Here is a 24,828-nt window from a genome sequence, read left to right as displayed (position 1 = left end):
GTTTCCGGCCGGCCCCGGCGCCACCGTCCAGCTCGGCTCCGGCGATCAGCTGCCGGAGCCGAGCGCCCGCTTGATCAGACTGTCGACGTCCATGATGTCGATGAGCTCGTCGGCGGCCGCCTCCGGCCCGGGGCCCTCGTCCGATGCCCTGGCCCCGCCCGCCTCGGCGTCGGCCAGGCCGAGCAGCGTCTCCAGGACACCGGCCTCCTTGAGGCGCTGGTAGGGCACCGAGGCCAGGATCCGCCGTACGTCCTCCTCGCGGACATCCGCGTCGTCCTCGGCCTCGAGCAGTTCCGAGCGCAGGTATGCGACCACCGCCTGCGGGGTCGGACAGTCGAAGATCAGTGTGGCCGGCAGCCTCAGCCCGGTGGCGGTGATCAGGCTGTTGCGGAAGTTGACGGCCGCCAGCGAGTCGAAACCGGCCTCCTGGAACGCCTGGGCCGCGCCGATCCCGTCGGCACCACCGTGACCGAGGACCATGGACGCCTGGCTGCGCACCAGCCGGAGCAGGATCCGGTCCTGTTCGGCCTCCCCGACCGCGCGCAGCGACGTCATCAGCGACGACGCGCTCTCGGCAAAGTCGTCGGAGGGCTGTGCCGCCTCGATCGCCGCCGCGGCCTCCGGCAGGTCGTCGAAGAGCGGGCTGGTGCGGGCCGACGTGAACGGCACGATGAAGGCGCTCCAGTCCATGTCGGCGATGACCACCGATTCCGTGGCGGCCTGGACCGCCTGGTCCAGCGCGGCTGTCGCCGTGTCGGGTGTCATCGGGATGACGCCGCGCCGCCGGAGCTGGGCCAGCGTCTCCTCGTCCATTCCCGCGCCGCCCGCGGTCAGCGCACCCCAGGCGATCGCCTGCGCCGGGACGCCGTCCGCCCGCAGACGCCGCACCAGCGCGTCGAGGACCGCGTTCGCCGCGCCGTAGGCGGCTTGACCGCCACCGCCCCAGATGCCGGCGATCGAGGAGAAGACGATGAACGCGTCGAGCGGAAGGTCCGCCGTCAGCTCGCTGAGCCAGACCGCGGTGTTCACCTTGGCCCGGAAGACCTCCGTGACCTCCGCGTCACCGGTCTCGTCGATCAAGCTGGTCAGGGACAGGTCGGCGGCGTGGACGACCGCGGTCAACGGGCGGCCCGGAGCGTGGACCAGGCCGGCGAGCGCGTCCCGGTCGGCGTCCGCGCACGACTCGACGACGGTGCCCTTGTCCAGCTTCGCCACCTCGTCGCGCAGTGACTCGACCCGCTCGCCGGGCTCGCGCCCGCTGGTCGTGACCACCAATCGCTCGGCGCCTGCCCGCGCCAGCCACAGCGAGGCGTAGCGTCCGAGGCCCTCCGCACCGCCGGTGACCAGGACCGTCCCGTGCGGCCGCCACTGCCGTTCGCCCCCGGTCCCGGCCGGATGGGGGGCACGCCGCAGGCGCCGGACATGGACGCCGGTCCGTCGGATCGCCACCTGGTCCTCACCGGACACGCCGGTCAGCACGCCGAGCAGGTGCCGGACGGCACGGCCGTCCGGTTCGGCGGGCAGATCGATCAAACCGCCCCACTGGTTCAGGCGTTCGAGCGCGGCCGCCCGGCCGAGTCCCCACACCGCCGCCTGGGCCACGTGGGCCGGCCCGGCGACGGCGTCGCGGACACCGACGCTGACCGCGCCCTGGGTCAGGCACCACAGGGGCGCGGTGGCACCGGCCGCGGCGAGCGCCTGGATCAGGGTCAGGGTGGAGGTGGTGAGCGCCGCGGCATCCGGCCGGTGGCTCTCCATCCGGTCCGGGAGCGCGAGCAGGGACAGGATGCCGGCGATCCCGTCGTCGGTGAGGAAACCGCCCAGCCTGCGGGCGAGTTCGTCCCTGGACAGGCCGGTTTCCACCGCGCAGGGCACGACGTCGAGGCCGTTGGCCCGCAGCTGGTCGAGCAGACCGTCGCGCAAGACGTCCGCGGTCTCCGGCGTGATGACGAGCCAGCGGCCGGCGGGCACGCCCAGGGCCTCGCGCGGGGGCGAGGCCCAGCCGATCGCGTACCGGAGTCGCTCCGAGACCGACCAGTTCTCGCGTGCCTTGCGCCAGTCGGCGAGGGCCGGCAGTACCGCGTCCAGGGCCTGGCTCTGGTGGGCGGACAGTTTGAGCATGGTGGCCAGAGCCGCCGGATCGGCGTCGTCGATGGCGTTCCAGAAGCCGGCATCCGTCGCCCGGCCGGCCGGTTGGTCGTTGTCCGCGGCGGCTTCGGCCAGCCAGAAGTGCTGGCGGTCGAAGGCGTAGGTGGGCAACTCGACCGTGTGCCGGGACGGTTGCGCCGGCAGTGTCGCGCTCCAGTCGAGCGGCACACCGCCGGCGAAGAGCCGCGCGGCCGCGGCGAGGAAGGATGCCGGACCGTCGGCGCCCCGGCGCAGCGTGCCGGAGACGATCGGTCGCCCGGCGCCGCGCAGCGGGCCGTCCGGGTCGTCGATGACGTCGGTCATCGGCTGCACCAGGACCGGATGCCCGCTGACTTCCAGGAACACTCCGAAGCCCTCGGTCAGCAGACTCGCCACGGCCGGGCCGAAGCCGACTGGCCGCCGCAGGTTCTGGTACCAGTAGTCCGCGTCGAGGCAATGGCCGTCATCGACCCAGCCACCGGTCACCGTCGAGTAGAACGGTATGCGCGGAGGCCGGGTGTCGATCCCGCTCAGCGCCGTCGCCAGGACGTCCCTGATGCGTTCGACGTGGTGGGTGTGCGAGGCGTAGTCCACCGGCACCGGGCGGGTCCGTACGCCGTCCCGGGTCAAGGACTCCAGTGCCTCCGCCAACGACTCCTCGTCACCGGCGACGACCACCGAGGACGGGCTGTTCACCACGGCCACCTCGAGCCGGCCGGCCCAGGCCGCCAGCCGGTCGTTGGCCTCGTCCGCGCCGAGCATCACCGACGCCATGCCGCCCCGGCCGGACAGTGTGGTCGCGATCGCCTGGCTGCGCACCGCGACGATGCGGGCGGCGTCGGCCAGCGACAGGACACCGGCGACGCACGCCGCCGCGATCTCCCCCTGGGAATGGCCCACCACCGCGTCGGGCCGCACGCCCAGCGACTCCCAGAGCGCGGCCAGGCCGACCATCATCGCGAAACTCGCCGGCTGGACGACGTCCACGCGGCCGAGGGTCTGTTCGTCCGCCTCGCCGCGCAGGACATCGGTCAGCGACCAGTCCACCCAGGGTCGCAGTGCCCGCGCGCACTCGTCGATCCGTGCCCGGAAGACCGCGGAACCCTCCAGCAGCGTGCGCCCCATGCCCGCCCATTGCGCTCCCTGGCCCGGGAAGACGAGAACCAGTCGGCCGGGTGCTCCGGAGCCGGTCACGCTGCCCGTGGTCAGGTTGGGCGTCACCTCGCCGCGGGCGAGCGCGGCGAGGCCGGTCAGCGCCTCGTCCCGCGAGCCGGCCAGCACGACCGCTCGCTCCGGCAGCGTCGCCCGGCCACGCACCAGCGCGTCCGCCACCGCCGGCAGCGTCGGTTCGCCGCTCTGAGCGGGGCTGTCCAGAAACATTCGCAGCCGGGTGGCCTGCGCGCCGAGTGACCGGGCGCTCTTGGCGGACACCACCAGCGGCACGATGTTCGTCGCGAGCGCCTTCAACGGCTCCGGGTCCTCGGAGGGGGCGGTCGCGGCCTCCTCGGCCGGGGCCTGCTCGAGGATCAGGTGCGCGTTGGTTCCGCTGGCACCGAACGCGGAGACGCCGGCCCGCCGGGGCCGGCCGGTCCGCGGCCACTCCCGCGGCTCGGTCAGCAGGGCGAGGGTGCCTGCCGACCAGTCCACCTGTCCGGTCGGTTCCTCGACATGGATGGTCGGCGGCAGCACACGGTGCCGCAGCGCCTCGACCATCTTGATCACGCCGGCCACACCGGCGGCCGCCTGGGTGTGCCCGATGTTGGATTTCAAGGACCCGAGCCACAGCGGCTGCCCTGCATCCCGGGCCTCCCCGTACGTGGCAAGCAGTGCCCCCGCCTCGATCGGGTCGCCGAGCACCGTGCCGGTCCCGTGGGCCTCCACCGCGTCGACGTCGGCGGGACCTATGCCGGCCGAGGCGAGTGCCCGCCGGATCACCCTTTGCTGGGCCGCCCCGTTCGGCGCGGTCAGCCCGTTGGACACACCGTCGGAGTTGACCGCCGACCCGCGAATCGTGGCCAGCACACGGTGACCGCGCTGCCGGGCCACCGAGAGCCGCTCCAGAAGCACGACGCCGGCGCCCTCGGACCAGCCGGTGCCGTCCGCGGTGGACGAGAACGTCTTGCACCGGCCGTCGGCGGAGAGCCCGCGCTGGCTGGAGAACTCGACGAACGCCTCCGGGCTGGCCATCACCGTGGCCCCGCCCGCCAGCGCCATCGTGCACTCGCCGTGCCGGAGGGCCTGCGCGGCCTGGTGGATGGCGACCAGCGAGGACGAGCACGCGGTGTCCAGGGTCACCGCCGGCCCCTCGAAGCCGAAGACGTACGCGATCCGGCCCGAGGCGACGCTCGGCGACGTGCCGGTCATGACGTATCCACGGACCTCCTCGGGAATCCGGTTCAGCCTGGTCGCGTAGTCGTGGTGCACGATCCCGGTGAACACACCGATCTCTTCGCCCCGGGCGGACAGCGGGTCGATGCCGGCCCGCTCCATGGCCTCCCAGGACGCCTCCAGGAGCAGCCGTTGCTGCGGGTCCATGGCCAGTGCCTCGCGCGGGGAGATCCCGAACAGCCCAGGGTCGAACTGGGCGGCGTCGTAGAGGAAGCCGCCCGATCGGGTGTAGGTGGTCCCGGGGTGCGCGGGATCCGGGTGGTAGAGCCCGTCGGTGTCCCAGCCCCGGTCGGTGGGGAAGCCGGAGATCGCGTCGCGTCGCTCGATGACCAGGCGCCACAGGTCGTCCGGGCTCTCCACGCCGCCGGGCAGCCGCACGCCCATGCCGATGATCGCGATGGGCTCGTCGGGGTCGGCCGGGGACACCGGAGCCCGATCGGTCACCTCGGCCACCTCGCCCGCCACCTCGTCGGCCACGTGCGCCGCGAGGACCTTCGGCGTCGGGTGGTCGAAGACCGCCGTCACGGGCAGGTCGACGCCCGTGAGGTCACGCAGCCGGTTACGCAGCCGTACTCCGCCCAGCGAATCGAAGCCCAGGCTCCTGAACGACTGGTCGTCGTCCATCGCGTCGAGATCGGCCGGCTGATAGCCCAGCACGACCGCCACCGACTCCCGGACCACCTCGAGCGCGGCCCGCCGGCGTTCGTTCCGGGACCGGTTCGCCAACCGGGCGGCGACGCTCTCCTGAACGTCCTCCCGGCCGTCGGCCGGCCCGGCCTCGGCCGCGGGGACCGCGTCCCCGAGCGCCGCCTGGTCGAGCCAGTACCGCCGGCTCTGGAACGCGTAGGTGGGCAGTTCGGTGGCCAGGGCCGAGGCGGATCCGGCCGGCCGGCCGACGACCGCGGGCCAGTCCAGGGCCACGCCGCGGACGTGCAGTTCGCCCAGGGCCGCCATCACGTCGGCGACTTCTGCGCCGTCCGCGCGCAGCGTCGCGATGCAGGACGCCGCCGACAACTCCAGGCTCTCCGACGCCATCGTGGTGAGCGCACCCCCCGGCCCGAGCTCCAGGAAGGTCGTCACGCCCTGATCGCGCAGCGATCTGACCGCATCCCCGAACCGGACCGTGGCCTGCACCTGCTCGACCCAGTAGTCGGCGGTGGCCAATCGCTGTCCGGTGTCCGGCCGGCCGGTGACCGTGGACACGACGGGCACCCGGCCCGGCCGGTAGGTCAGCGACTCGGCGACCTCCCGGAACTCGGCGAGCATCGGTCGCATCAACGGTGAGTGGAAGGCATGACTCACCGGCAGCCGGCGGGTCTTGTGGCCGAAGCGGGCGAGCTCGCCCGCCACCCACAGCACGGCTGCCTCGGCACCGGACAGCACCAGCGACCGGGCGCTGTTGACCGCCGCGACGTGGACGACGTCGGGTGCCTCCACCAGTTCCGGTGCCACTTCGGCCTCGCTCGCCTGGACAGCGACCATGGCTCCGCCGGCCGGTAGCGCCTGCATCAGCCGGGCCCGCGTGGCGACCAGCTTTCCCGCGTCGGCCAGGTCGAGCACCCCGCTGACGTGCGCGGCGGTGATCTCTCCGATGGAGTGGCCGACGACCAGGTCCGGGCGCAGTCCCCATGACTCGTAGAGCCGATACAGGGCGGTTTCCAGAGCGAACAGGCCGGCCTGGGTGTAGATCGTCTGATCGATCAGCCGGCCGTCCTGCGCGCCCGGGGCGGCGAAGACGACGTCGGACAGCGGCGCCGTGGCATGACCGGCCCAGTGGGTCTCGACGGCGCGGCAGGCGTCGGTGAACGCCTCGGCGAAGACCGGGAACCTGGCCGCGAGTTCCCGGCCCATGCCGGGCCACTGGCTGCCCTGTCCGGTGAACAGGAAGGCCAGCTTGCCGTCGACCGGGGCGCCGCCGATGGCCGGAGCGGCACCCTTGGCCAGACCGCGCAGATCGCCGACCAACTCGTCACGATGCCGCACCACCAGGACCGCCCGCCGGTCGAGCTGCGCCCGGCCGGTGGCCAGCGCGAGGGCGATGTCGGCAGGCTCCAGCTCCGGCCGCGATGCCACGAAGTCCGCCAGCCGGCCGGCCTGGGCCCGCAGCGCGGCGGGGGTGCGACCGGAGACCGGAACCGGCACGCAGCCCTCGTCCGAGGGCCGGTCCAGGGCGGGATCCCCGGTCATCATCTCGTCGGCGTCATGCTCGGCGCTCTCCTCACCGGCCTCTTCCAGGATGACGTGAGCATTGGTCCCGCCGATACCGAACGACGACACACCAGCCCGGCGCGGCTGTCCGGCACGAGGCCAGTCGCGGCGTTCGGTGAGCAGCCGGACCGCGCCCGCCGACCAGTCCACGTGGGTCGACGGCCGGTCGACGTGCAGCGTCCTCGGCAGGACGCCGTGCCGCATCGCCATGACCATCTTGATCACGCCCGCGACGCCGGCCGCGGCCTGGGTGTGGCCGATGTTCGACTTCACCGACCCGAGCCAGAGCGGTCGGTCGGCCGGCCGGTCCCGGCCGTAGGTCTCCAGCAGCGCCTGCGCCTCGATCGGGTCGCCGAGCGTGGTCCCGGTGCCGTGGCCCTCGACGGAGTCGACCTCATCGCCCCGCAGTCCGGCCGCGGCGAGCGCCTTGCGGATCACGCGCTGCTGCGACGGGCCGTTCGGCGCGGTGAGGCCGTTGGAGGCGCCGTCGGAGTTCACCGCCGTTCCGCGGACCAGGGCCAGCACCCGGTGGCCCTGCTCACGGGCCCGGGACAGCGGCTCGACCAGAAGGAGTCCGACCCCCTCCGACCAGCCGGTGCCGTCGGCCGTGTCGGCGAACGCCTTGCAGCGGCCGTCGGGGGCGAGCCCCCGCTGCCGGGAGAACTCGATGAAGGTCTCCACCGTGCCCATCACCATCACGCCGCCCGCCAGCGCCATCGAGCACTCGCCGTTGCGGATGGCCTGCACGGCCAGGTGCAGGGCTACCAGTGAGGACGAGCAGGCGGTGTCCACGGTGATCGCCGGGCCCTCCAGGCCCAGGTGGTAGGCCACCCTTCCGGACAGGACGCTGCCCGAGCTGCCGGTCAGGCGGAAACCCTCGACGCCGGACGCGTGGTGCGTGCGTACGGTCCAGTCATGGCTGTTCACCCCGACGAAGACGCCCACATCCTGGGCGTGCAGGCTGTGCGGGTCGATGCCTGCGCGTTCGAGCAGCTCCCACGAGGTCTCCATGACCAGTCGCTGCTGCGGGTCCATCGCCAACGCCTCTTGCGGGGAGATACCGAAGAAGCCGGCGTCGAAGGCGCCCGGGTCGTCGAGGAAGGCGCCGTGGCGGACGTAGGTGGTGCCGGGGTGGTCCGGGTCGGGATCGAACAGCCGGTCGGTGTCCCAGCCGCGGTCGGTGGGGAACTCGGTGACCGTGTCGGTCTCCGCGGACAGGATCCGCCACAGGTCTTCGGGGCTGTGTACGCCACCGGGGAACCGGCAGGCCATCGCGACGATGGCGATCGGTTCCCCGGCCGTCGCCCTCGGCTCCGCGGCCGTCGCCCTCGGCTGCGCGGTGGCCGGCTGGGCCTGCGCGTCGTCGAGGAGCTTGGCCTGCAGGTGGGCCGCCAGCGACCTCGGTCGCGGAAAGTCGAAGATCATCGAGGGGGGCAGGGACAGCCCGGTCGCGGTGGCGAGCCGGTTGCGCAGTTCGAGCGCGGTGAGCGAGTCGAAGCCCGAGTCCTTGAACGTCCGGTCGAGCCGGATCGCGTCGGTGCTCGCGTGGCCAAGGACGAGGGAGCACTGCCGGCGGATCAGGTCGACCAGGGCGTCGAACTGCTCGGCCGGGGGCAGCGCGCTGATCCGGCCGGAGGGGGAGGCCGGCGCCGCCGGAGCCGGCCGTGCGTTCGTGGTCGCCCGGCCGATCGGCCGTTTGCCCCGGACCAGGCTCCGCAGGACGGGCGGCACCCGCGACTGATCGGCCGCCCGGAGCGCGGCCAGGTCGAACCCGGCGGCGACGAGCGCCGCGTCCGGGCCGTCACCGGCGCGCAGGCACTGGTCGAGCAACGCCATCCCGTCGCCGTCCGACAGGGCGACCATGCCGATGTCCCGGTTCCGCCGGTGGTCGGCGTGGCCGAGGTGGCGGGTCAGGCCACTGGCCCGGTCCCAGTAACCCCAGGCGATCGAGACCGCCGCCAGGCCGGCGTGCCGCCGTTCCCGCGCCACGGCGTCCAGTGCCGCGTTGGCCGCGGTGTAGTTTCCCTGCCCCGGGTTGCCGAGCACGCCCGCGGCCGAGGAGTAGAGAACGAAGGCGGCGAGACCGAGGTCACGGGTGAGGTCGTCCAGGTGGCGGGCCGCATCCACCTTCGCCCCGAACACGGCGTCGACGCGGTGCGGGTCGAGCTCGGTGATGACCGCGTCGTCCAGTACCCCGGCGGTGTGCACGACCGCGGTCAGCGGGTGGTTCTCTTCGACCATGGCCAGCAGCGCCACCACCTGCTCGCGGTCCGCCACATCGGCGGCCACGAGCCGAACGGTCGCGCCGAGCCCGACCAGTTCGTCGTGCAGCGCCGCGGCGCCGTCGGCCTCGGGGCCGCGGCGGCCGGCCAGGATCAGATGGCGGACACCGTGCTCGGTGACGAGGTGCCGCGCGGTCACCGCCGCGAGCGTTCCCGTACCACCGGTGATCAGCACGGTGCCGTCGGGATCGAGCGGTCGGGCCTGCGATGACGAAGCGGCCGGGTGCAGCCGGTCGAGCCGTGGCACCTGTGCCCGGCCGTCCCGGAGCCGGAGCTGCGGTTCGCCGCTCAGGGCCGCCGCGATCACAGCATTCGTCGCACCGGCCGCGTCGTCCACCGCCACCAGGACGAACCGGCCCGGGTGCTCCGACTGGGCCGACCGCACCAGGCCCCGCACGGCGCTGGTGACGACGTCTTCCCCGTCCGGCGTGACGATCACCAGTCGGTCGTCGTCCCCGGCCGGCCGGGCGAGGAACGCCTGTAGCAGTTCGAGTTCCGCGACGACCGCGCCCGAGGGTCCCCGGCGGAGATGTCGACCTCGTGGATCAGCACAGTCGCCGGCGCGCCGACGAGGTCGGTGGCGTCGGTGATGTAGCGGGCGGCAGAGCCGGCCGCCGAGGAGTTTGGCGGTAGCGGGTGGTCGACCCAGTCGATGCGGAAGAGGCCCGCGCAGGAAGCAGCGGGCTGCGCCTGCTCCCGCTGCTCGGTGACCAGTTCAGCCACCTCCAGCACCCGCTGCCCGGCCGGATCCGTCAACTCGATGTGCCAGGCCGGACGGGTCGGCGCGGACGCCGAGCGGACGTCAATCCCGGTGGCTCCGGACGCCAGCAGCTGGACGCCTCGCCAGGTCTTCGGCCGCTCATCCGGGGAGACAACGGCGCGGACCGCCGCGTCGAGCAGAGCCGGATGAATGCCGTAGCGGTGCGCGTCGGGCTGCTCGGCGTCATCGAGCGCGACCTCGGCCGCGGGGCCGAGGGAGAACTCGCCGGGTGGGCCGGCCGACGGTGTCACCGTGCCGGTGGCGTGACGTGTCCATTCCTGCGTCACGGCCGCTCCGGGCGGCCCCGAGTAGACCGTGATCGGCCGCCGGCGAGAAGCGTCCGGCCGCCCCACGACGATCCGTATGTCGCGGCCGCCGTGGCGGGGCAGCACGACGGCCGGATCGATGGTCAGCTCCTCGACGACCGGGGCGTCGGCCTCTCCGCCTGCCCACAGTGCCAGCTCCACCAGTACCGCCTCCGGTACCCGGACCGGGGCGCCGTCGGACCCGTCGGTGGCCTCGGTGCCGGCCGCCCACGCGAGCGTCGACGCGGACCATCGGCCGGTCGCGACCAGGCCACCGGATTCGGGGAGCCGGACGAGCGCACCGAGCAGCGGGTGGCCGGCGTCGTCCAGGCCCATGCCCGACGCGCCGGCGCTCGGCACCGGACGGCGCCAGAAGTGCTGGCGCTCGAACGGGTACGTCGGCAGGTCGACCCACGCGGCCCGGGCGACGTCGTCGGCGAGCAGGCCGCGCCAGTCCACCGGGACGCCGTGGACGAACAGCTCGGCCATCGATCGCACCAGACGGCCGAGCCCGCCGTCGTCCCGGCGCAACGAACCGACGACGACCGCTTCCGCGGGCGCGTGGTGTACGGCCTCAGCGACCGGCTGGACCAGCACCGGGTGGGGGCTGACCTCGACGAACGCGCCGAATCCCTGCTCCAGCAGGCGGTCGATCGTGGGACCGAAACGGACCTGTTGCCGCAGGTTGCGGTACCAGTAGCCGCCATCCAGCGCTCCGGTGGCCCGGCCCTCGGTCACGGTCGAGTGGAAGGGCACCGTGGGCTCGGCGGGCGACAGATCGGCCAGAGCCACCGCCAGGTGGTCCCGGACGGCCTCGACCTGGTCGCTGTGCGATGCGTAGTCGACTGCCACCCGCCGTACGTCGACACCGGACTCGGCCAGTTCGCTCAACGCGTCCGCCAGCGCCTCCGGGTCACCGGAGAGCACCACCGAGGACGGACCGTTCACCGCGGCGACCTGGACCCGGCCGTCCCTTTCCGCCAGCCAGGCCGCCGCGGCGGAGGCGTCGAGGCGCACCGACGCCATGCCTCCTCGGCCGGACAGGGTCCCGGCGATCGCCTGGCTGCGGACCACGACGACCCGCATGGCGTCGCGCAGGGAGAGCGCCCCGGCGACGTATGCCGCGGCGATCTCACCCTGCGAGTGGCCCACGACCGCGTCGGGCCGGACTCCCGCCGACGCCCACAGCGCGGCCAGCCCGGCCATCATCGCGAAGCTCGCCACCTGGATGACGTCGACGCGTTCCAGCAGTTCCTGGTCGGCCTCGCCGCGCAGCACGTCGATCAGCGACCAGTCCGCCCATTCGGTCAGCAGCCGAGCGCACTCCTGGACGACCCCGGCGAACGCGGGGGAGGTATCGAGCAGCTCACGGCCCATCCCGGCCCACTGCGCGCCCTGCCCGGGAAAGATCAGCACGACGCCGGACGACGCGTCAGAGGTGGCGCTGTCGCGCACCACGAGGGGACTGGCCTCGTCGCGGGCCAGTGCGCGCAGGCCGGCCAGCGCCTCGTCCCGGGAGCCGGCCAGTACGACCGCGCGCTCGTCCATGGTTGCTCGTCGAGTGGCCAGCGCCACGGCGATGTCGGCCCAGGACGAGTCGTCGGCGGTCTGGATGAGCGGGACGAGCCGGTCCGCCAGCCGGTTGAGCGCCCGCGTTCCGCGGGCCGACAGGACCAGAGGCACGATCCGGGGCGCCGATGGCGCCGGTGGCGCCGGCCGCCGGACGGCCGGCTGCCGGGGTGCTTCCTCCACGATCACGTGGGCGTTCGTTCCGCTCAGGCCGAAGCCGGAGATTCCCGCGCGACGCGGACGGCCGAGGTCCGGCCAGGTCCTGTTCTCCGTCAGCAGCGCGACCGCGCCCGACGACCAGTCGACGCGTGAGGTGGGCTCGTCCACGTTGAGTGTCGCCGGCAGCACACCGTGCCGAAGCGCCTGGATCATCTTGATCACGCCGGCGACACCGGCCGCGGCCTGGGTGTGGCCGACGTTCGATTTGAGCGATCCCAGCCACAGGGGCTGGCCGGCGTCGCGGTCCCGGCCGTAGGTGGCCAGCAACGCCTCGGCCTCGATCGGGTCGCCCAGAACGGTCCCGGTCCCGTGCCCCTCCACCGCGTCGATGTCCGCCGGGCCCAGGCCGGCCGACGTCAGTGCCTGCCGGATGACCCGTTGCTGCGCCTCACCACTCGGTGCGGTGAGGCCGTTCGACGCGCCGTCGGAGTTCACCGAGGAGCCGCGCAGCACCGCCAGGATCCGGTGCCCGTTGCGGCGGGCATCGCCGAGGCGTTCCAGGACCAGCATCCCGGCCCCCTCTGCCCACGCGGTGCCGTCGGCGGCCGAGGCATAGGATTTGCACCGGCCGTCAGCGGCCAGTGCGCGCTGCCGGGAGAACTCGACGAATGACTGGGGGGTGGCCATCACCGTGGCACCACCGGCCAAGGCCAGGGAGCACTCGCCGCGGCGCAGCGCGTGGGCGGCCAGATGCAGCGCGACCAGTGAGGACGAGCACGCCGTGTCCACGGTGATCGCCGGTCCCCGCAGGCCGAGCAGATAGGAGATCCGGCCCGACGCGACGCTGCCCGCGGTTCCGGTCGTCTGGAAGGCCTCGAGCTCCTCGGGCACCGGACCGCCGGTGCCGTAGCCCTGCTCCATCAGGCCGGCGAAGACCCCGGCGTCGGTGCCCCGCAACGACGACGCGTCGATTCCCGCGTGCTCCAGCGCCTCCCACGCGGTCTCCAGCAGCAGCCGCTGCTGCGGGTCCATCGCGAGTGCCTCGCGCGGGGAGATCCCGAAGAAGTCGGCGTCGAACTCGGCCGCGCCGTCGAGGAACCCGCCCCGGTCGACATACGAGGTCCCGGCCCGGCCCGGGTCGGCGTCGAACAGCCGCTCCAGGTCCCAGCCGCGGTCGGCCGGAAACGGCCCTGACGCATCCCGGCCCTCGCTGACCAGACGCCACAGCTCGTCCGGCCCGGTGATCCCGCCCGGCAGGCGGCAGGCCATCCCGACGATCACCACCGGCTCGTCGGGGTCGGACGGTTTGCCGGCGGCGGTGTCGGCAGCGGTGTCACCGACCAGTTCGGCGTGCAGGTACGCGGCCAGCGCACGCGGCGTCGGATGGTCGAACACCGCTGCGGTCGGCAGCTTCAGACCGGTCCTGGCCATCAGCCGGGTACGCAGTTCGATGAGTGCGACCGAGTTGTACCCGAGGTCCCGGAACGCCCGGTCCACCGGGACGGCGACGGTGTCGGGCTGGTTGAGCGACGCCGCGGACTCGTCCCGGACCAGGGCCTGGAGCAGCGTGTGCTGCGCGTGCCGGTCCAGGCGGGCCAGTTCTGCCCGCAGAGCGGAGGAGGTGTCCTCGAGTCCGTCCTGGACGAGCGGCTTTGGGAAGAGGGCACGCAGCAGGGCGGGCACGCCGGCCCCCGGCTCCGGCCGGCGCGCACGCAGGGCGAACAACGGCGTCGGGTCCGATGTGGCAAGGAGCGTGTCGAGCGCGAACAGCCCGTCACGCAACCAGGGCGAACCCGGCGTGTCCCCGGCCGGTTCGCACCAGGTCAGGACCGAGCCGGCCAGACCGCGCCGTCGGCGGTCGTGGACCACGGCGCCCATCATGGCCGCCGAGACCGCCCGGCCGGGGTCTGCCGCCCCGGTGACCTCGTACGAGTCCGCGATCGTGATGAACGAGGTCCGGGCAAAGTCCGCTGCGGTGCTCAGCTTCGCGGCCAGCTCGGGGTCGCCGTCGGCGAGGATCACCGCGGCGGGGCCCGCCGCGATCGCCGGCTCCCACTCGGCGGCGTCCTCGCCGGCGATCAGCAGCAGCCGCTCGTTCGGGAGGACGGAGGCCAGGTGGCGTGCCACCGCGGCGCCGCGCACGGTGTGCGCACCCGTCAGCACCACGACGCCGTCGGAGCCGGACCATGAATCGCGTATCGACCGGTCCGGGACCGCCTGACGGGTCAGCCGGGCCACCAGGAGCTCGCCGGACCGCAGAGCCCAGCGCGGCTCGTCACGCAGGGTCGCGTACGGCACGGCGTCGACCGGCGATGCGCCGTCCAGGTCGACCAGGATGGCCCGGCTCCCCAGCACCTGGCCCGCCGCGGCCGCCAGCATGGCCTGAGCCGGATCGGCCGGATCGTCCCGCGCCGAGACCGCCACTGCCCGCCGGGTCACGAGGACCAGCTGCCCCGATCCGGCTCGCGCGGCCCACGCCGTCAGCTCCTCGACCAGCTGTTCGATCCCGGCGCGGCGCTCCGCCCAGGTGCCCGGCATGTCGGGCGCCAGCAGCACCGTCATCTCGGCGGCGCCGGCCGTGGCCAGATCGGCGTAGCAGGAGGACGAGCCCGCGGCCGCGGCGAGGCCCGCCGCGGCCGAGCCGACGAACGCCCAGGTCGTCGGCGCGGGGCCGGCGGTGCCGCGGGCCGGCGCGGGCACCCACTCCAGGCGCAGCACTCCGTCGTGCACCCCGCTTGCCGTGCATCGCAGTACGGCGGGCTGATCGGCCAGCAGGCGCCGCTGGATCTTCCCCGACGCAGTCCGCGGAACGCCGGCCACCTCATAGACCTCTTCGGGAAGCTTGAACGTGGACAGCTCCCGGCGGCACCGTTCGATCACGGCGTCGGCCTCGACGCCTGACGGGCCGGCGACCACGTAGGCGACGGGCACCTCGCCCAGCACCTCGTGCGGCCGGCCGGCCACGCCGACGTCGGCGATCCCCGGAACGGCGCGGATAACCGCCTCGATCTCCTCCGGATGGACGTTCTCCCCGCCCCGGACGATCAGATCGTTGATCCGGCCGCTGATGGTGAAGTACCCGGCGGCGTCCCGGCGGGCGAGGTCACCCGTGCGATACCAGCCGTCCTGGAACGCGGCAGCGGTCGCCTCCGGTTTGTTGTGGTAGCCGGGCGTCACGTTCGGGCCGCGCACCCACACCTCGCCCTCGGCGCCGGCCGGCACGTCGCGGCCGGTCTCCGGGTCGACGATGCGGACATCCACGCCGGGCACCGGAAGCCCGCACGACCCGTCGACGCGGACGCCTCCCGGCGGGTTCATGGTGATCGCCCCGCACGTCTCGGTGCTGCCGTACGCATCGACCAGCGGCACCCCGAACTCCTCGCGGAACGACCGGCACAGCCCTGGGCCGGCGACCGCTCCCCCGACCAGCCCGATCCGCAGGTCCGGCAGGGTGATCCGGCGCTGGCGCCGCGCCTCCAGAAGGTAGTGGTAGGTGGTCGGCACACCCGCCACGAAGGTGGCCCGGGTTTCCCGGGCGGCCTCCAGGAACTCGTCGCCCGAAGGGCTGTCCATGATCCGGGCGGTCGCGCCGACCGCGGTCACCGCCAGCACGCACGCGATGTGGGAGAGGCTGTGGAACAACGGCAGCGGCCACAGCACGCGATCGTCGGCCGACAGCCCGGGGATCGGCACATAGCTCGCCGCCACCGAGTACAAGCAGTTGCGCTGGCTGGACAGCACTCCCTTCGGTTCCCCGGTGGTCCCCGAGGTGTAGAACGTCCATGCCACGTCGTCCAGGCCGAGATCGTCCCGTGCGGGTTCCGCGGGCTCGGTCCTGACGAGTTCCTGGTAGGCGTGGACCGACGCGTGCGCGGGTGCGTCGCCGGTCACCAGCAGCCTGGCGCCGCGGGGCAGGGACGGCGAGCGCAGGAAGCCGGCCACGTGCACGGGGTCGGTGATGACGACGGCCGCCTCGCTGTCGGCCAGGAGATAGTCCAGTTCGAAGTCGGTGGACGCGGGGTTGACCGGCACCCCGATCGCGTCCGCGCGAAGGATCGCGAGGTAACTCTCCAGCATCTCCACGCTGTTGCGCAGGCAGATCATCACCCGATCGCCGCGCCGCACACCGAGTCCCGCCAGATGCCCGGCCAGCCGCCGGGTCCGCGCCTCCAGATCGGCGTACGTGACCGCCCGCTCCGCGTCCTCGAAGGCGACCTTCCCACCGAAGTTGTCCGCGTGCTCCCGCAACACCAGGGGGAGCGCTCTGATCAGCTCGGCGCGCACGGAATCACGCATCCTCTCGTGGAGCGAAACCTCATCGGGCACCAAAAAGCCTTCTGCCTACATGCGGAGGCTAGGAGCGGCCGTGCCGGCTGGGCATCCCTCAGCCTCGTGGCCTTCGCGGCAGGGTGCGGCTTGTCTGCAGGGTTCTCCGCCCTCGCAGTTGGGCGTGACGACGTCCGTCTGGTAATGTTCACTCCAGGCCGTGACAGACCCTGTAGGAGGTGAGACCCGTGAATGTTCGTTCGATTACCCGGGTGCTCCCCCTATTGGTCACGGCAGGCGACTGATGTAGATGTCGCGGGAGCGCACCAGAGGCACTCCTGGAAGGCGACAGCCATCAACCTTAAGCATCCCACCCCAGACCCCGTGATCACGCGGGTCGCCGAAGACCAGTGGCACGCCAGCGACGGCGACTTGGTTGTCGGCAGTGGCGACACGGGGCGCAGGCCCGACGGGCGACTGTACATCAGCATCGACGCATGGCACGACACAGCCTTCGACCGGCTGGCCGCCGCCATGCTGGCGGAACTGCCGGCGCCGCTCTACACGCTGGTCGACGCCGACGACGCGGACACGATCTCGAACTGGCGGCGGGCCGGCTTCACCCCTCACCGAAGTGAGCGGCAGTACCTGCTGGTGCCGGCGAAGCGCAGCCCGCCGTGTCGCCCCCGGCGGGGGTGACGTTGACCGGCGGCGCGGAGGAGTCCCGCGCCGAAGTCGAGGGGGTCGAAGTCGGTGTGATCCGGATTTCGCCGTCGATGCGGGACAACGGGAGGCCGCGGATCGCGCGGATTCGCTCCATCGAGGTCCGCGCCGACCAGCGCCGCCGTGGCATCGGCAGGGCGCTGCTGGTCCACGCGCTGGACGCTCTGCACACTCGCGAGTTCGGTCTCGCGACGATCGACGTCGACGAGACCGACACCGCGACGATCAGCCTGTTGGAAAGCGTCGGAGCCCGCCGTGAGAGCAACACCTTGGAGCTGACGTGGCAAAAGTAAATCGAGGTATCGAGGTTGTCGGTACCATCGTCGAGTCCCTGAAAGACGCCAAGTTCTGGGTGAACTCGAGAACGGTCACAAGGTACTCGCACACATCAGCGGGAAGCTCCGCAAGCACTACATCAAGATCCTGCCGCAGGACACGGTGACGGTCGAGTTGAGCCCGTATGACCCTGACCCGTGGCCGGATCACCTTCCGGCACCGGATGTAGCGGCCGGCGGAACACGCCAAGGCAGGAGCGGTGCTGATCCCCCCTCAGGGGGTCCGCACCGCTTCGATGGCCTCCTGGCCGGAAGTCCGCGGTGCACCTTCACCAGTCACGTTGACAGTCTTGCCCGGTGACGCCCGGACTTCCTTGCCTGGCTCATCTGCGGCTGCCTAGCGTTGCGGCCGTGACGATGCATACGGTTCAGTCCACATTGGCCACGGTCCGGCCGGGCGTCCTCGATCCCGGCGCTGCGTCGGCAGCCAGGATCGAGTCCGGCGACGAGGTTCTCTACCCCGACACCTGGACCAAACTGGCAGAACCAGCTGCGGTACGGCTCGTCCCCGGCCGACCGTGCGCGGCTGCGCCAGGAGTACCCGGGCTGCCCGTTCCAGATCGTCGGCCCGGTCGAGGTGACCGGTGCCGAACCGGGCGACGTCGTCGAGTGCCGGCTGACGGAACTGCGGCCTGAGCGACTGGGGCGGCAACGCCTTCCCCACCCGGGCCGGCGCGCTGCCGTACGACTTCGACGAGCACGTACTTCCACGACTTCCGGTTCGACCGGACCCGCACCCGGGCCGACTACGTTCACGGCATCTCCGCTGCCGCTCGACCCGTTCGCCGGCATCATCGGGTCGAACCGCCGGGCGACGAGCAGAGACAAGCGCGCTGATCGGTGGCGACCACGGCGGCAACCTGGCCCTCCCGAACTCACCGTGGGCTCCTCGCTGTTCCTTCCCGTGGCCAAGCCGGGGGCCAGGACGTCTGGCCATCCGGTGACATTCACGCCCTGCAGGGCGACGGACTGGTCGACCAGACCGGCCTGAAGTCCACGGCCGAGCGCTTGCGGATGCGGTACGACCTCCACAAGAACGTGGGCCTGACCCGGCCGCTGGCCGAGACCGACACGCACTGGATCGGCATCGGACTGGCTGACAGCCTGGAGGCCGCACTGGTCGACTGCCTGCGCGGACTGATCAGCTGGTTCAGCGCGGCGTCCGGCGTCACCCGCGCCGAGGCCCACGCACTGTGCAGCATGGCCGCGAGCTTCCGGATCACCCAGTACGCGGACCAGAGCGAGGTCCACCACGTCGATGTCCCCCTGCCGCCCAAGGGCGTGCACGGCCTCCTGCGCAAAGACATCTTCCCGGCCGGCCTGCGTACCCGGGTCGACCGCTGGCTGCGCCCCGCGGCCTGAGCCGTTCAGCCTTCCCGGGCAGGCCGGGGCCGGCTCTTTCGCGGCGACCACGTGCCGTCAATGTGAGGTATGGGGCCCTCGGTGCCCGCCGGTTTAGCCTGCGGTTCGTCTCACTCGACCACTGGACATCGCATTGTCTTGGACAGGAAGGCGAAACCGGGTCATGAGTACCACGCATGTGCATTATGTTCAGCAGCTGCTGACTCATTTCGATGCCGATCCGGATCGCCCTGCCATGGTCAGCGGGGACGTCCCCTTCTCCGCCGGGGAGCTGGCCGACGCCGTTCGCCGGGCCGCGGCCGCGATGGGCCGCCACGGCGTCGGCCGCGGTGACGTCGTCTGCATCCTGACCGAGCCCAACACCGCGGCCACACTGATCCTGCGGTGGGCGGCCAACCTGGTGGGGGCGACCGCCGCACATGTGCGTGGGATGAATGCGGTGGTGCCTGACGACGAGTTGCGCATGGACTTGCAGCGCGCCATCGTCTCGGATGTCGGCGCCCGGATGCTGGCGGTCGACCCGGCCAACGAGGCACGGGCACGGGAGCTGCTGGTGAACGCGACCGGTCGGCCGGTCCTGGCCGTACTGGGCGCAGGACAGCCGGACACGGTGGATTTGACCGCCGGCTGCGGTGACGGAGTAGGCCCGTGCCCGGACATCACCGACAGCGACCTCGCGGTGATCACCCAGACCAGTGGGGCGAGCGGCCTGCCGAAGGGTGTCTGCTGGCCCTTCGGCGTCAAGAACGACATGGCCGCATCGGCCATCGACCGCAGCAGCCGGACGAACGTCCTGATCACCGCACCGCTCACCCATTCCAGCGGGTTCGCCGCGGACGACACGCTCATCACCGGCGGCATGGTCGTCCTGCATCCCGGCTTCGACGCCGCGGCCGTGCTCCACGCGATCGCGCAGCACCGCATCGGCCGGCTCATCCTCGGCACCCCGCAGGTGTACGCACTGGCCGAGCACCCGGACCGGGCGGCCACCGACCTGTCCAGCCTGACCGAGCTGATCTACACCGGCAGCCCCGGGGCACCGCTCAAGCTGCGCAAGGCCCGGGAAATCTTCGGCCCCGTACTGATCCAGGTCTACGGCACGACCGAGACCGGAGTGCTCACCATGCTCCCCCCCGGCGACCACGACGACCTGCGCGCCTGCTCCAGCGCGGGCCGGCCGGTCAACCCAGAGGCGCTCAGCATCCGGCACCCCGACACCGGCGCGGTACTGCCCGTCGGCGAGGTCGGCGAGGTCTGCGCGGTTCCACGCTGGCCCACGGCCGGCTACTGGCACGAGCCGGCACTCACCGCGGCACTCGTCCGCGACGGCTGGGTGCGCACCGGCGACCTCGGGCACCTCGACACCGACGGCTACCTGCACCTGACCGGCCGGCTCGCGAACATGATGAAGGTCAAGGGAATCCGCATCCACCCCGAGCAGGTGGAGAAGGTGCTCAGGCAGGCCCCGGGCGTGTCCCAGGCCGCCGTATGCGGGGTCGAGGACGCCGACCGGGTGGAGCACATCTACGCCGCCGTCGTGCCCGAGCCCGGCGCCGACCCGGATCCCCGGGAACTGCGCCGTCACGTCGCCGAGGCACTGTCCGACACCTACGTCCCCCGCCTGATCGACATTCGCCGGAAACTGCCGACGACCGGCTGGGACAAACCCGATCGGGTCCGGCTGCGGGCCGACGCCCGCGCCGCACTGACCCGGCCCGCCCCCCAGGCCTGACGCGGCAAGCATCTCCTCGTACCGGTCCGGAGCGTTCTTCCCGGACGTGCGATGCGGTCGCCTCACCACGCGCCCGCCGCTCTGCCCCTCCCCAGGCCCCGGGGCCCTGGTGGCCCGCATCCGCGCGGGCCGGGCCCTGGAGACGGACTGCCGGGCTGACGGAGCCTTACCGCCCGGCGGCCGGGGAGCCACTCGCCCACGGCCCACCTGCGCGGCCGGTGCCGCAGGCCCTGCCCGATACCGGCTCCCGGCACAACAGACCTGCCCCCGGCCCGAGTTCAGCGACCACCCCAGCCGACCGACCAGCGATCCCCAGTACCGTCAACCTGCGTGATGGCGTGCGCTGTCCGGCGTCGGGAAGACTCTCCGGCCATGGACGGCTTCGAACTGCACGACCTCGCGCGCAAGCTGCTGCGGATCGGCGAGGACGCCCTCCCGGACCCCACCGGTGTGCGACAGCTGTCTCCCGGCGTGCGTCACGTCATGACCGACGTGTTCGAACACCCGGACACCTCGGTCACCGAGATCGCCAACCGCACCGGCTTCCCGGCGAGCCACGTGGAGACGAGCGTCGCCACCCTGCGCGACCGGGGTGCGGTCACCACCGCGGCCGCCCCGGACGGACAAACGGTCGTCCGGGCGGCTGCCCGGCACAGGAGCGCCGGCCGAGCCGCCGCGCGGATCGACGAGCAGCTCGCCGCGGCCGCCGGGATCCAAGACCCCGGCCAGGCCAAGGAATTGGTCGAGACACTCGAGCAACTGGCGCGCCGGCTCACCGATGCCCTGTCCCCCGAGCATTTCAACGCGCGGTATGCGGGTACGCCGCCCTGGGAAACCGGCCGTCCGCAACCGGCCCTGCGCGACCTCGCCGAGGCGGGCGCCTTCCGCGGCCGGGTGCTCGACGTCGGGTGCGGCACCGGCGAGGTCGCGCTCATGGCGGCGGCCCTCGGCCTGCCGACGGTCGGCATCGACCCGGCGTCGACGGCGATCGAGATCGCGCGGCGCAAAGCGGAAGAGCGCGGCCTGCAGGCGCGCTTCCTGGTCGGGGACGCACTCGAACTCGGCGCCATGGGCGAGCAGTTCGACACCGTGCTCGACTGCGGCCTGTTCCACGTGTTCAGCGACGCCGAACGAGTCCGCTACGCCGACAGCCTGGCCACCGTGATGCCGCCGGACGCGCGGTTGTTCCTGCTCTGCTTCAGCGACCGCCATCCACCCGATATCGGACCGCGGCGGGTGAGCCAGGACGAAATCCGGGCCACCTTCGCCGACGGCTGGCGGGTCGATTCGATCGAACCCGCGATGCTGGAGAACAACAAATATGTCGACGGAGTGCTGGCCTGGCTGGCCAGTATCACCCGCACCTGACCGCCCTTTTCCCGAGCGCACACCCCCGAAAGGCTGCCACGTGCGCCGAATTCGCAGAATGGGGCGACGGCGAAACACAAATCTGCTGCCAGGTTGAGGGATAGTGGCGTAGGCGCCGAACTCCGTACCGTGAGGCCAATCGACCAGAAGGAGCCGGACACACATGGGTGGCAGCAAGGTGGAGGGCTTCGACGCGCACTACGCCGGAACACCGCTCTGGGACCTCGGCCGCCCCCAGACGGCCCTGCGCGACCTCGCCGAGGCGGGCGCCTTCCGCGGCCGGGTGCTCGACGTCGGGTGCGGCACCGGCGAGGTCGCGCTCATGGCGGCGGCCCTCGGCCTGCCGACGGTCGGCATCGACTCGGCGTCGACGGCGATCGGGATCGCGCGGCGCAAAGCGGAAGAGCGCGGCCTGCCGGCGCGCTTCCTGGTCGGGGACGCACTCAACTCGGCGACTTGGGCGAGCAGTTCGACACCGTGCTCGACTGCGCCCTGTTCCACGCGTTCAGCGAGACCGAACGCGTCCGCTACGCCGGCAGCCTGGCCACCGTGATGCCGCCGGACGCGCGGTTGTTCCTGCTCTGCATCAGCGACCGCCATCACCCCGGCAGCGGACCGCGACGGGAGAGCCAGGGCGGGATCCGCGCCAGGCGGGTGAGCCAGGACGAAATCCGGGCCACCTTCGCCGACGGCTGGCGGGTCGATTCGATCGAACCCGCGACATTGGAGAACAACAGAGACATCGACGGGGCACCGGGCTGGCTGGCCGCGATCACCCGCACCTGACCACCCTTCCCCGAGCGAATCCCCCTGAAAGGCCTCCCGTCGCGCCGAATTCATGGAACAGGGCGACGGCGAATTCCGAATCGGCTGCCAGGTCGAAGAGCCGTGGCGTAGGCATCGGACTCCGTACCGTGAGGCCAATCAACCAGAAGGAGTCAGGCAGAAATGAGTCCGCGACCGAGGCCGACCTTTCCGGATTGGCCGCAATTCGATGACACCGAACGCCGAGCTCTTGATCGTGCGCTGTCCCAGGGCCAGTGGTGGCGCATGGGTGGCAGCGAGGTGGACAGCTTCGAGCGGGAGTTCGCCGGATACCACGGTGCCCACCACGCCCTCGCCGTCACCAACGGCACGCACGCGCTGGAGCTCGCCCTGCAGGTGCTGGGTGCGGGACCGGGCACCGAAGTGATCGTGCCGGCGTTCACCTTCATCTCCTCGTCCCAGGCCGCTCAGCGGATCGGGGCCGTCGCCGTGCCGGTGGACGTCGATCCGGAGACCTACAACATCGACGCGACCGCCACCGCCGAGGCGATCACACCGCGGACCCGGGTGATCATGCCGGTGCACATGGCGGGTCTCATGGCCGACATGGACGCACTGGACAAGCTCGCCTCCGATGCCGGCGTCCGGATCCTTCAGGACGCGGCCCACGCGCACGGTGCCCGGTGGCGGGGCAAGCGCGTGGGCGAGCTGGGCTCGATCGCGGCGTTCAGCTTCCAGAACGGCAAGCTGATGACCGCGGGCGAGGGCGGCGCGGTGCTGTTCTTGGACCCGGACGACTACGAGAAGGCATTCCTGCATCACTCCTGCGGCCGGCCGCGCACCGACCGCAACTATCACCACCAGGTGGCCGGCACCAACATGCGGATGAACGAGTTCTCGGCCGCCGTCCTGCGCGCTCAGCTGGGCCGCCTCGACGGCCAGATCGAGCTGCGCGAGCAGCGGTGGCGGTTGCTGTCGCAGCTCTTGGCCCAGATCCCCGGCGTCCGGCCGCAGGGCGGTGATGCGCGGGCCGACCGGAATCCGCACTACATGGCGATGTTCCGGCTTCCCGGCTGGTCGGAGGAGCGTCGCAACCTCCTCGTCGATCGCCTGGTCGACGCGGGGATCCCGGCGTTCGCGGGCTTCCGCGCCATCTACCGCACCGCGGCGTTCTGGGAGACCGGCGCACCCGAGGAGTCCGTCGACGCGGTCGCCAAGCGGTGCCCCAACGCCGACGCGATCAGCCAGGACTGCGTCTGGCTGCACCACCGCACCCTGCTCGCGTCGGAGCAGGCTCTCACCGACACCGCCGCCATCGTGGCCGACCAGGTGGCCGCCGGATGAGGATCCGCACCGTACTGGTCGGGTTCGGGTGGTCCGGCCGAGAGATCTGGCTTCCTCGTCTGATGGCAAACGGTGACTACGAGGTAGTGGCCGCGGTCGATCCGGATCCGGCCAGGCGGGAGGCGTTCACCGCGGCGACCGGCCGTCCGGCCTTCGGCGACGTCGACGCGCTGCGGGCCGAGGACGCCGACCTCGCGTTGGTCGCCTCGCCCAACCACCTGCACGCGGCGCTCGCGCGACGTCTTCTCACCCGAGGTCTCGCCACCTTCGTGGAGAAGCCGGTCTGCCTCTCGAGCGCGGAGGCGGACAGGCTGGCCGCGGCCGAGCGGGCAGGCGGCGTCCCGTTGCTGGCCGGAAGTGCGTGCCGATACCGCGCGGACGTGCGGGCACTGGCCGGTCTGGCCGGCGAGCTCGGCCACCTGCGCCACATCGACCTGGTGTGGGAACGGGCCTGCGGAGTGCCCCGGTCCCAGGGCTGGTTCACCAGCCGGGCGGAGGCAGGCGGCGGGGTGCTGTTCGACCTCGGATGGCATCTGCTCGATGTCCTGGAGACCGTCGCCGGGCCGTTGGCGTTCGTTCAGGCCGCCGCGTCCACCTCGTACGACCACGTCAACGACCCGCGCTGGACGGCGGCCTGGCGGCATGATCAGCCGGTGCCGGAACTCGACGCGGACGTCGAGGACACCGTGCGCGGCTTCCTGGTCACCGGCAGCGGTCTGTCGGTGGGCCTTCGCGCCAGCTGGGCCACGCACGCGGCGAGCCATGACGTCACCGAGATCCGGATCGAGGGGAGTGACGACACCGCGATGCTCCGGTCCACCTTCGGCTTCAGCCCCAATCGCGAGCCGCGGCCGCGGCTCAGCGTCGTCCGGCGGGGCCGGACGAGCGAGATCACGGTCCCGACCGAGCCGATCGGCGCCGAGTACTCCCGTCAGCTCGACGACATCAGGGACCACCTCGCCGATCCGTCGGCGTGCGGATCCGCGATCGCGGGCGTGCGGCGGATCGTCGGCACGATCGAGGCGCTGTACGCGGCCTCGGCGACACCGCTGCTGCCCGCCGGGCCGGTCATGACCGCGGCGGCGACCTGATGGCGAGCGTACCGGTGCGCAGTGTGGTGATCTTCGACCTCGAC

9 protein-coding genes and 3 pseudogenes are annotated in these 24,828 nt (G+C 72.3%); 10 read left to right on the top strand and 2 right to left on the bottom strand.

Annotation, left to right across the window (positions count from 1 at the left end; translation table 11 throughout):
* Positions 1-45 precede the first annotated feature (45 nt).
* Together Srubr_RS39150 and Srubr_RS39145 are read right to left on the bottom strand one after the other, a co-directional pair.
* Positions 46-9,405, bottom strand: a pseudogene (locus tag Srubr_RS39150) (type I polyketide synthase); the annotation flags it as partial.
* Between the two features lie 677 nt (positions 9,406-10,082).
* Positions 10,083-16,094, bottom strand: a pseudogene (locus Srubr_RS39145) (AMP-binding protein); the annotation flags it as partial.
* A gap of 354 nt (positions 16,095-16,448) precedes the next feature.
* Between Srubr_RS39145 and Srubr_RS41750 the strand changes: the two are divergent.
* The 10 genes and pseudogenes from Srubr_RS41750 (at position 16,449) to Srubr_RS39105 (ending at position 24,784) form a co-directional block, all read left to right on the top strand.
* Complete coding sequence (locus Srubr_RS41750) at positions 16,449-16,763, top strand: hypothetical protein (RefSeq protein WP_308445540.1); 315 nt, start codon at positions 16,449-16,451, stop codon at positions 16,761-16,763.
* Complete coding sequence (locus Srubr_RS41745; RefSeq protein ID WP_308445539.1) at positions 16,760-17,080, top strand: GNAT family N-acetyltransferase; 321 nt, start codon at positions 16,760-16,762, stop codon at positions 17,078-17,080. Before Srubr_RS41750 ends, Srubr_RS41745 begins: the two co-directional genes overlap by 4 nt.
* Positions 17,068-17,292, top strand: a pseudogene (gene infA, locus Srubr_RS39135) (translation initiation factor IF-1). The gene Srubr_RS41745 and the pseudogene infA overlap by 13 nt, the downstream one beginning before the upstream one ends.
* Before the next feature lie 844 nt (positions 17,293-18,136).
* Positions 18,137-18,484: a hypothetical protein gene (locus Srubr_RS39130; protein ID WP_203855093.1), complete on the top strand. Its 348-nt coding sequence runs from the start codon at positions 18,137-18,139 to the stop codon at positions 18,482-18,484.
* 163 nt (positions 18,485-18,647) lie between these two features.
* A complete protein-coding gene (locus Srubr_RS39125) occupies positions 18,648-20,216 on the top strand; it encodes an ANL family adenylate-forming protein (RefSeq protein WP_203854929.1) in 1,569 nt (522 codons plus the stop codon).
* Between the two features lie 372 nt (positions 20,217-20,588).
* The gene (locus tag Srubr_RS39120) at positions 20,589-21,584 is read left to right on the top strand and encodes a methyltransferase domain-containing protein (RefSeq protein WP_229927024.1); all 996 of its coding nucleotides are present in this window, start codon (positions 20,589-20,591) and stop codon (positions 21,582-21,584) included.
* A gap of 163 nt (positions 21,585-21,747) precedes the next feature.
* The gene (locus Srubr_RS41205; RefSeq protein WP_229927023.1) at positions 21,748-22,137 is read left to right on the top strand and encodes a class I SAM-dependent methyltransferase; all 390 of its coding nucleotides are present in this window, start codon (positions 21,748-21,750) and stop codon (positions 22,135-22,137) included.
* A complete protein-coding gene (locus Srubr_RS41200) occupies positions 22,041-22,370 on the top strand; it encodes a TPMT family class I SAM-dependent methyltransferase (protein WP_229927022.1) in 330 nt (109 codons plus the stop codon). The genes Srubr_RS41205 and Srubr_RS41200 overlap by 97 nt, the downstream gene beginning before the upstream one ends.
* Before the next feature lie 162 nt (positions 22,371-22,532).
* Positions 22,533-23,693, top strand: coding sequence for a DegT/DnrJ/EryC1/StrS family aminotransferase (locus Srubr_RS39110; RefSeq protein WP_189999876.1), 1,161 nt, complete (start codon positions 22,533-22,535; stop codon positions 23,691-23,693).
* Complete coding sequence (locus tag Srubr_RS39105) at positions 23,690-24,784, top strand: Gfo/Idh/MocA family protein (RefSeq protein ID WP_189999875.1); 1,095 nt, start codon at positions 23,690-23,692, stop codon at positions 24,782-24,784. The genes Srubr_RS39110 and Srubr_RS39105 overlap by 4 nt, the downstream gene beginning before the upstream one ends.
* Positions 24,785-24,828: the final 44 nt, after the last annotated feature.

Origin of the sequence: Streptomyces rubradiris (assembly GCF_016860525.1) — a bacterium.
Classification (GTDB): domain Bacteria; phylum Actinomycetota; class Actinomycetes; order Streptomycetales; family Streptomycetaceae; genus Streptomyces; species Streptomyces rubradiris.
The sequence above is the reverse complement of the archived record's forward strand: the minus strand, read 5'-3'. Positions and strand labels throughout refer to the sequence as shown.

Bases quoted from the DNA above. Each gene is read 5' to 3' on its own strand.
- Srubr_RS39130 (WP_203855093.1), top strand. From the start codon at position 18,137: ATGCGGTACGACCTCCACAAGAACGTGGGCCTGACCCGGCCGCTGGCC.
- Srubr_RS39125 (WP_203854929.1), top strand. From the start codon at position 18,648: ATGAGTACCACGCATGTGCATTATGTTCAGCAGCTGCTGACTCATTTC.
- Srubr_RS39120 (WP_229927024.1), top strand. From the start codon at position 20,589: ATGGACGGCTTCGAACTGCACGACCTCGCGCGCAAGCTGCTGCGGATC.
- Srubr_RS41205 (WP_229927023.1), top strand. From the start codon at position 21,748: ATGGGTGGCAGCAAGGTGGAGGGCTTCGACGCGCACTACGCCGGAACA.
- Srubr_RS39110 (WP_189999876.1), top strand. From the start codon at position 22,533: ATGAGTCCGCGACCGAGGCCGACCTTTCCGGATTGGCCGCAATTCGAT.
- Srubr_RS39105 (WP_189999875.1), top strand. From the start codon at position 23,690: ATGAGGATCCGCACCGTACTGGTCGGGTTCGGGTGGTCCGGCCGAGAG.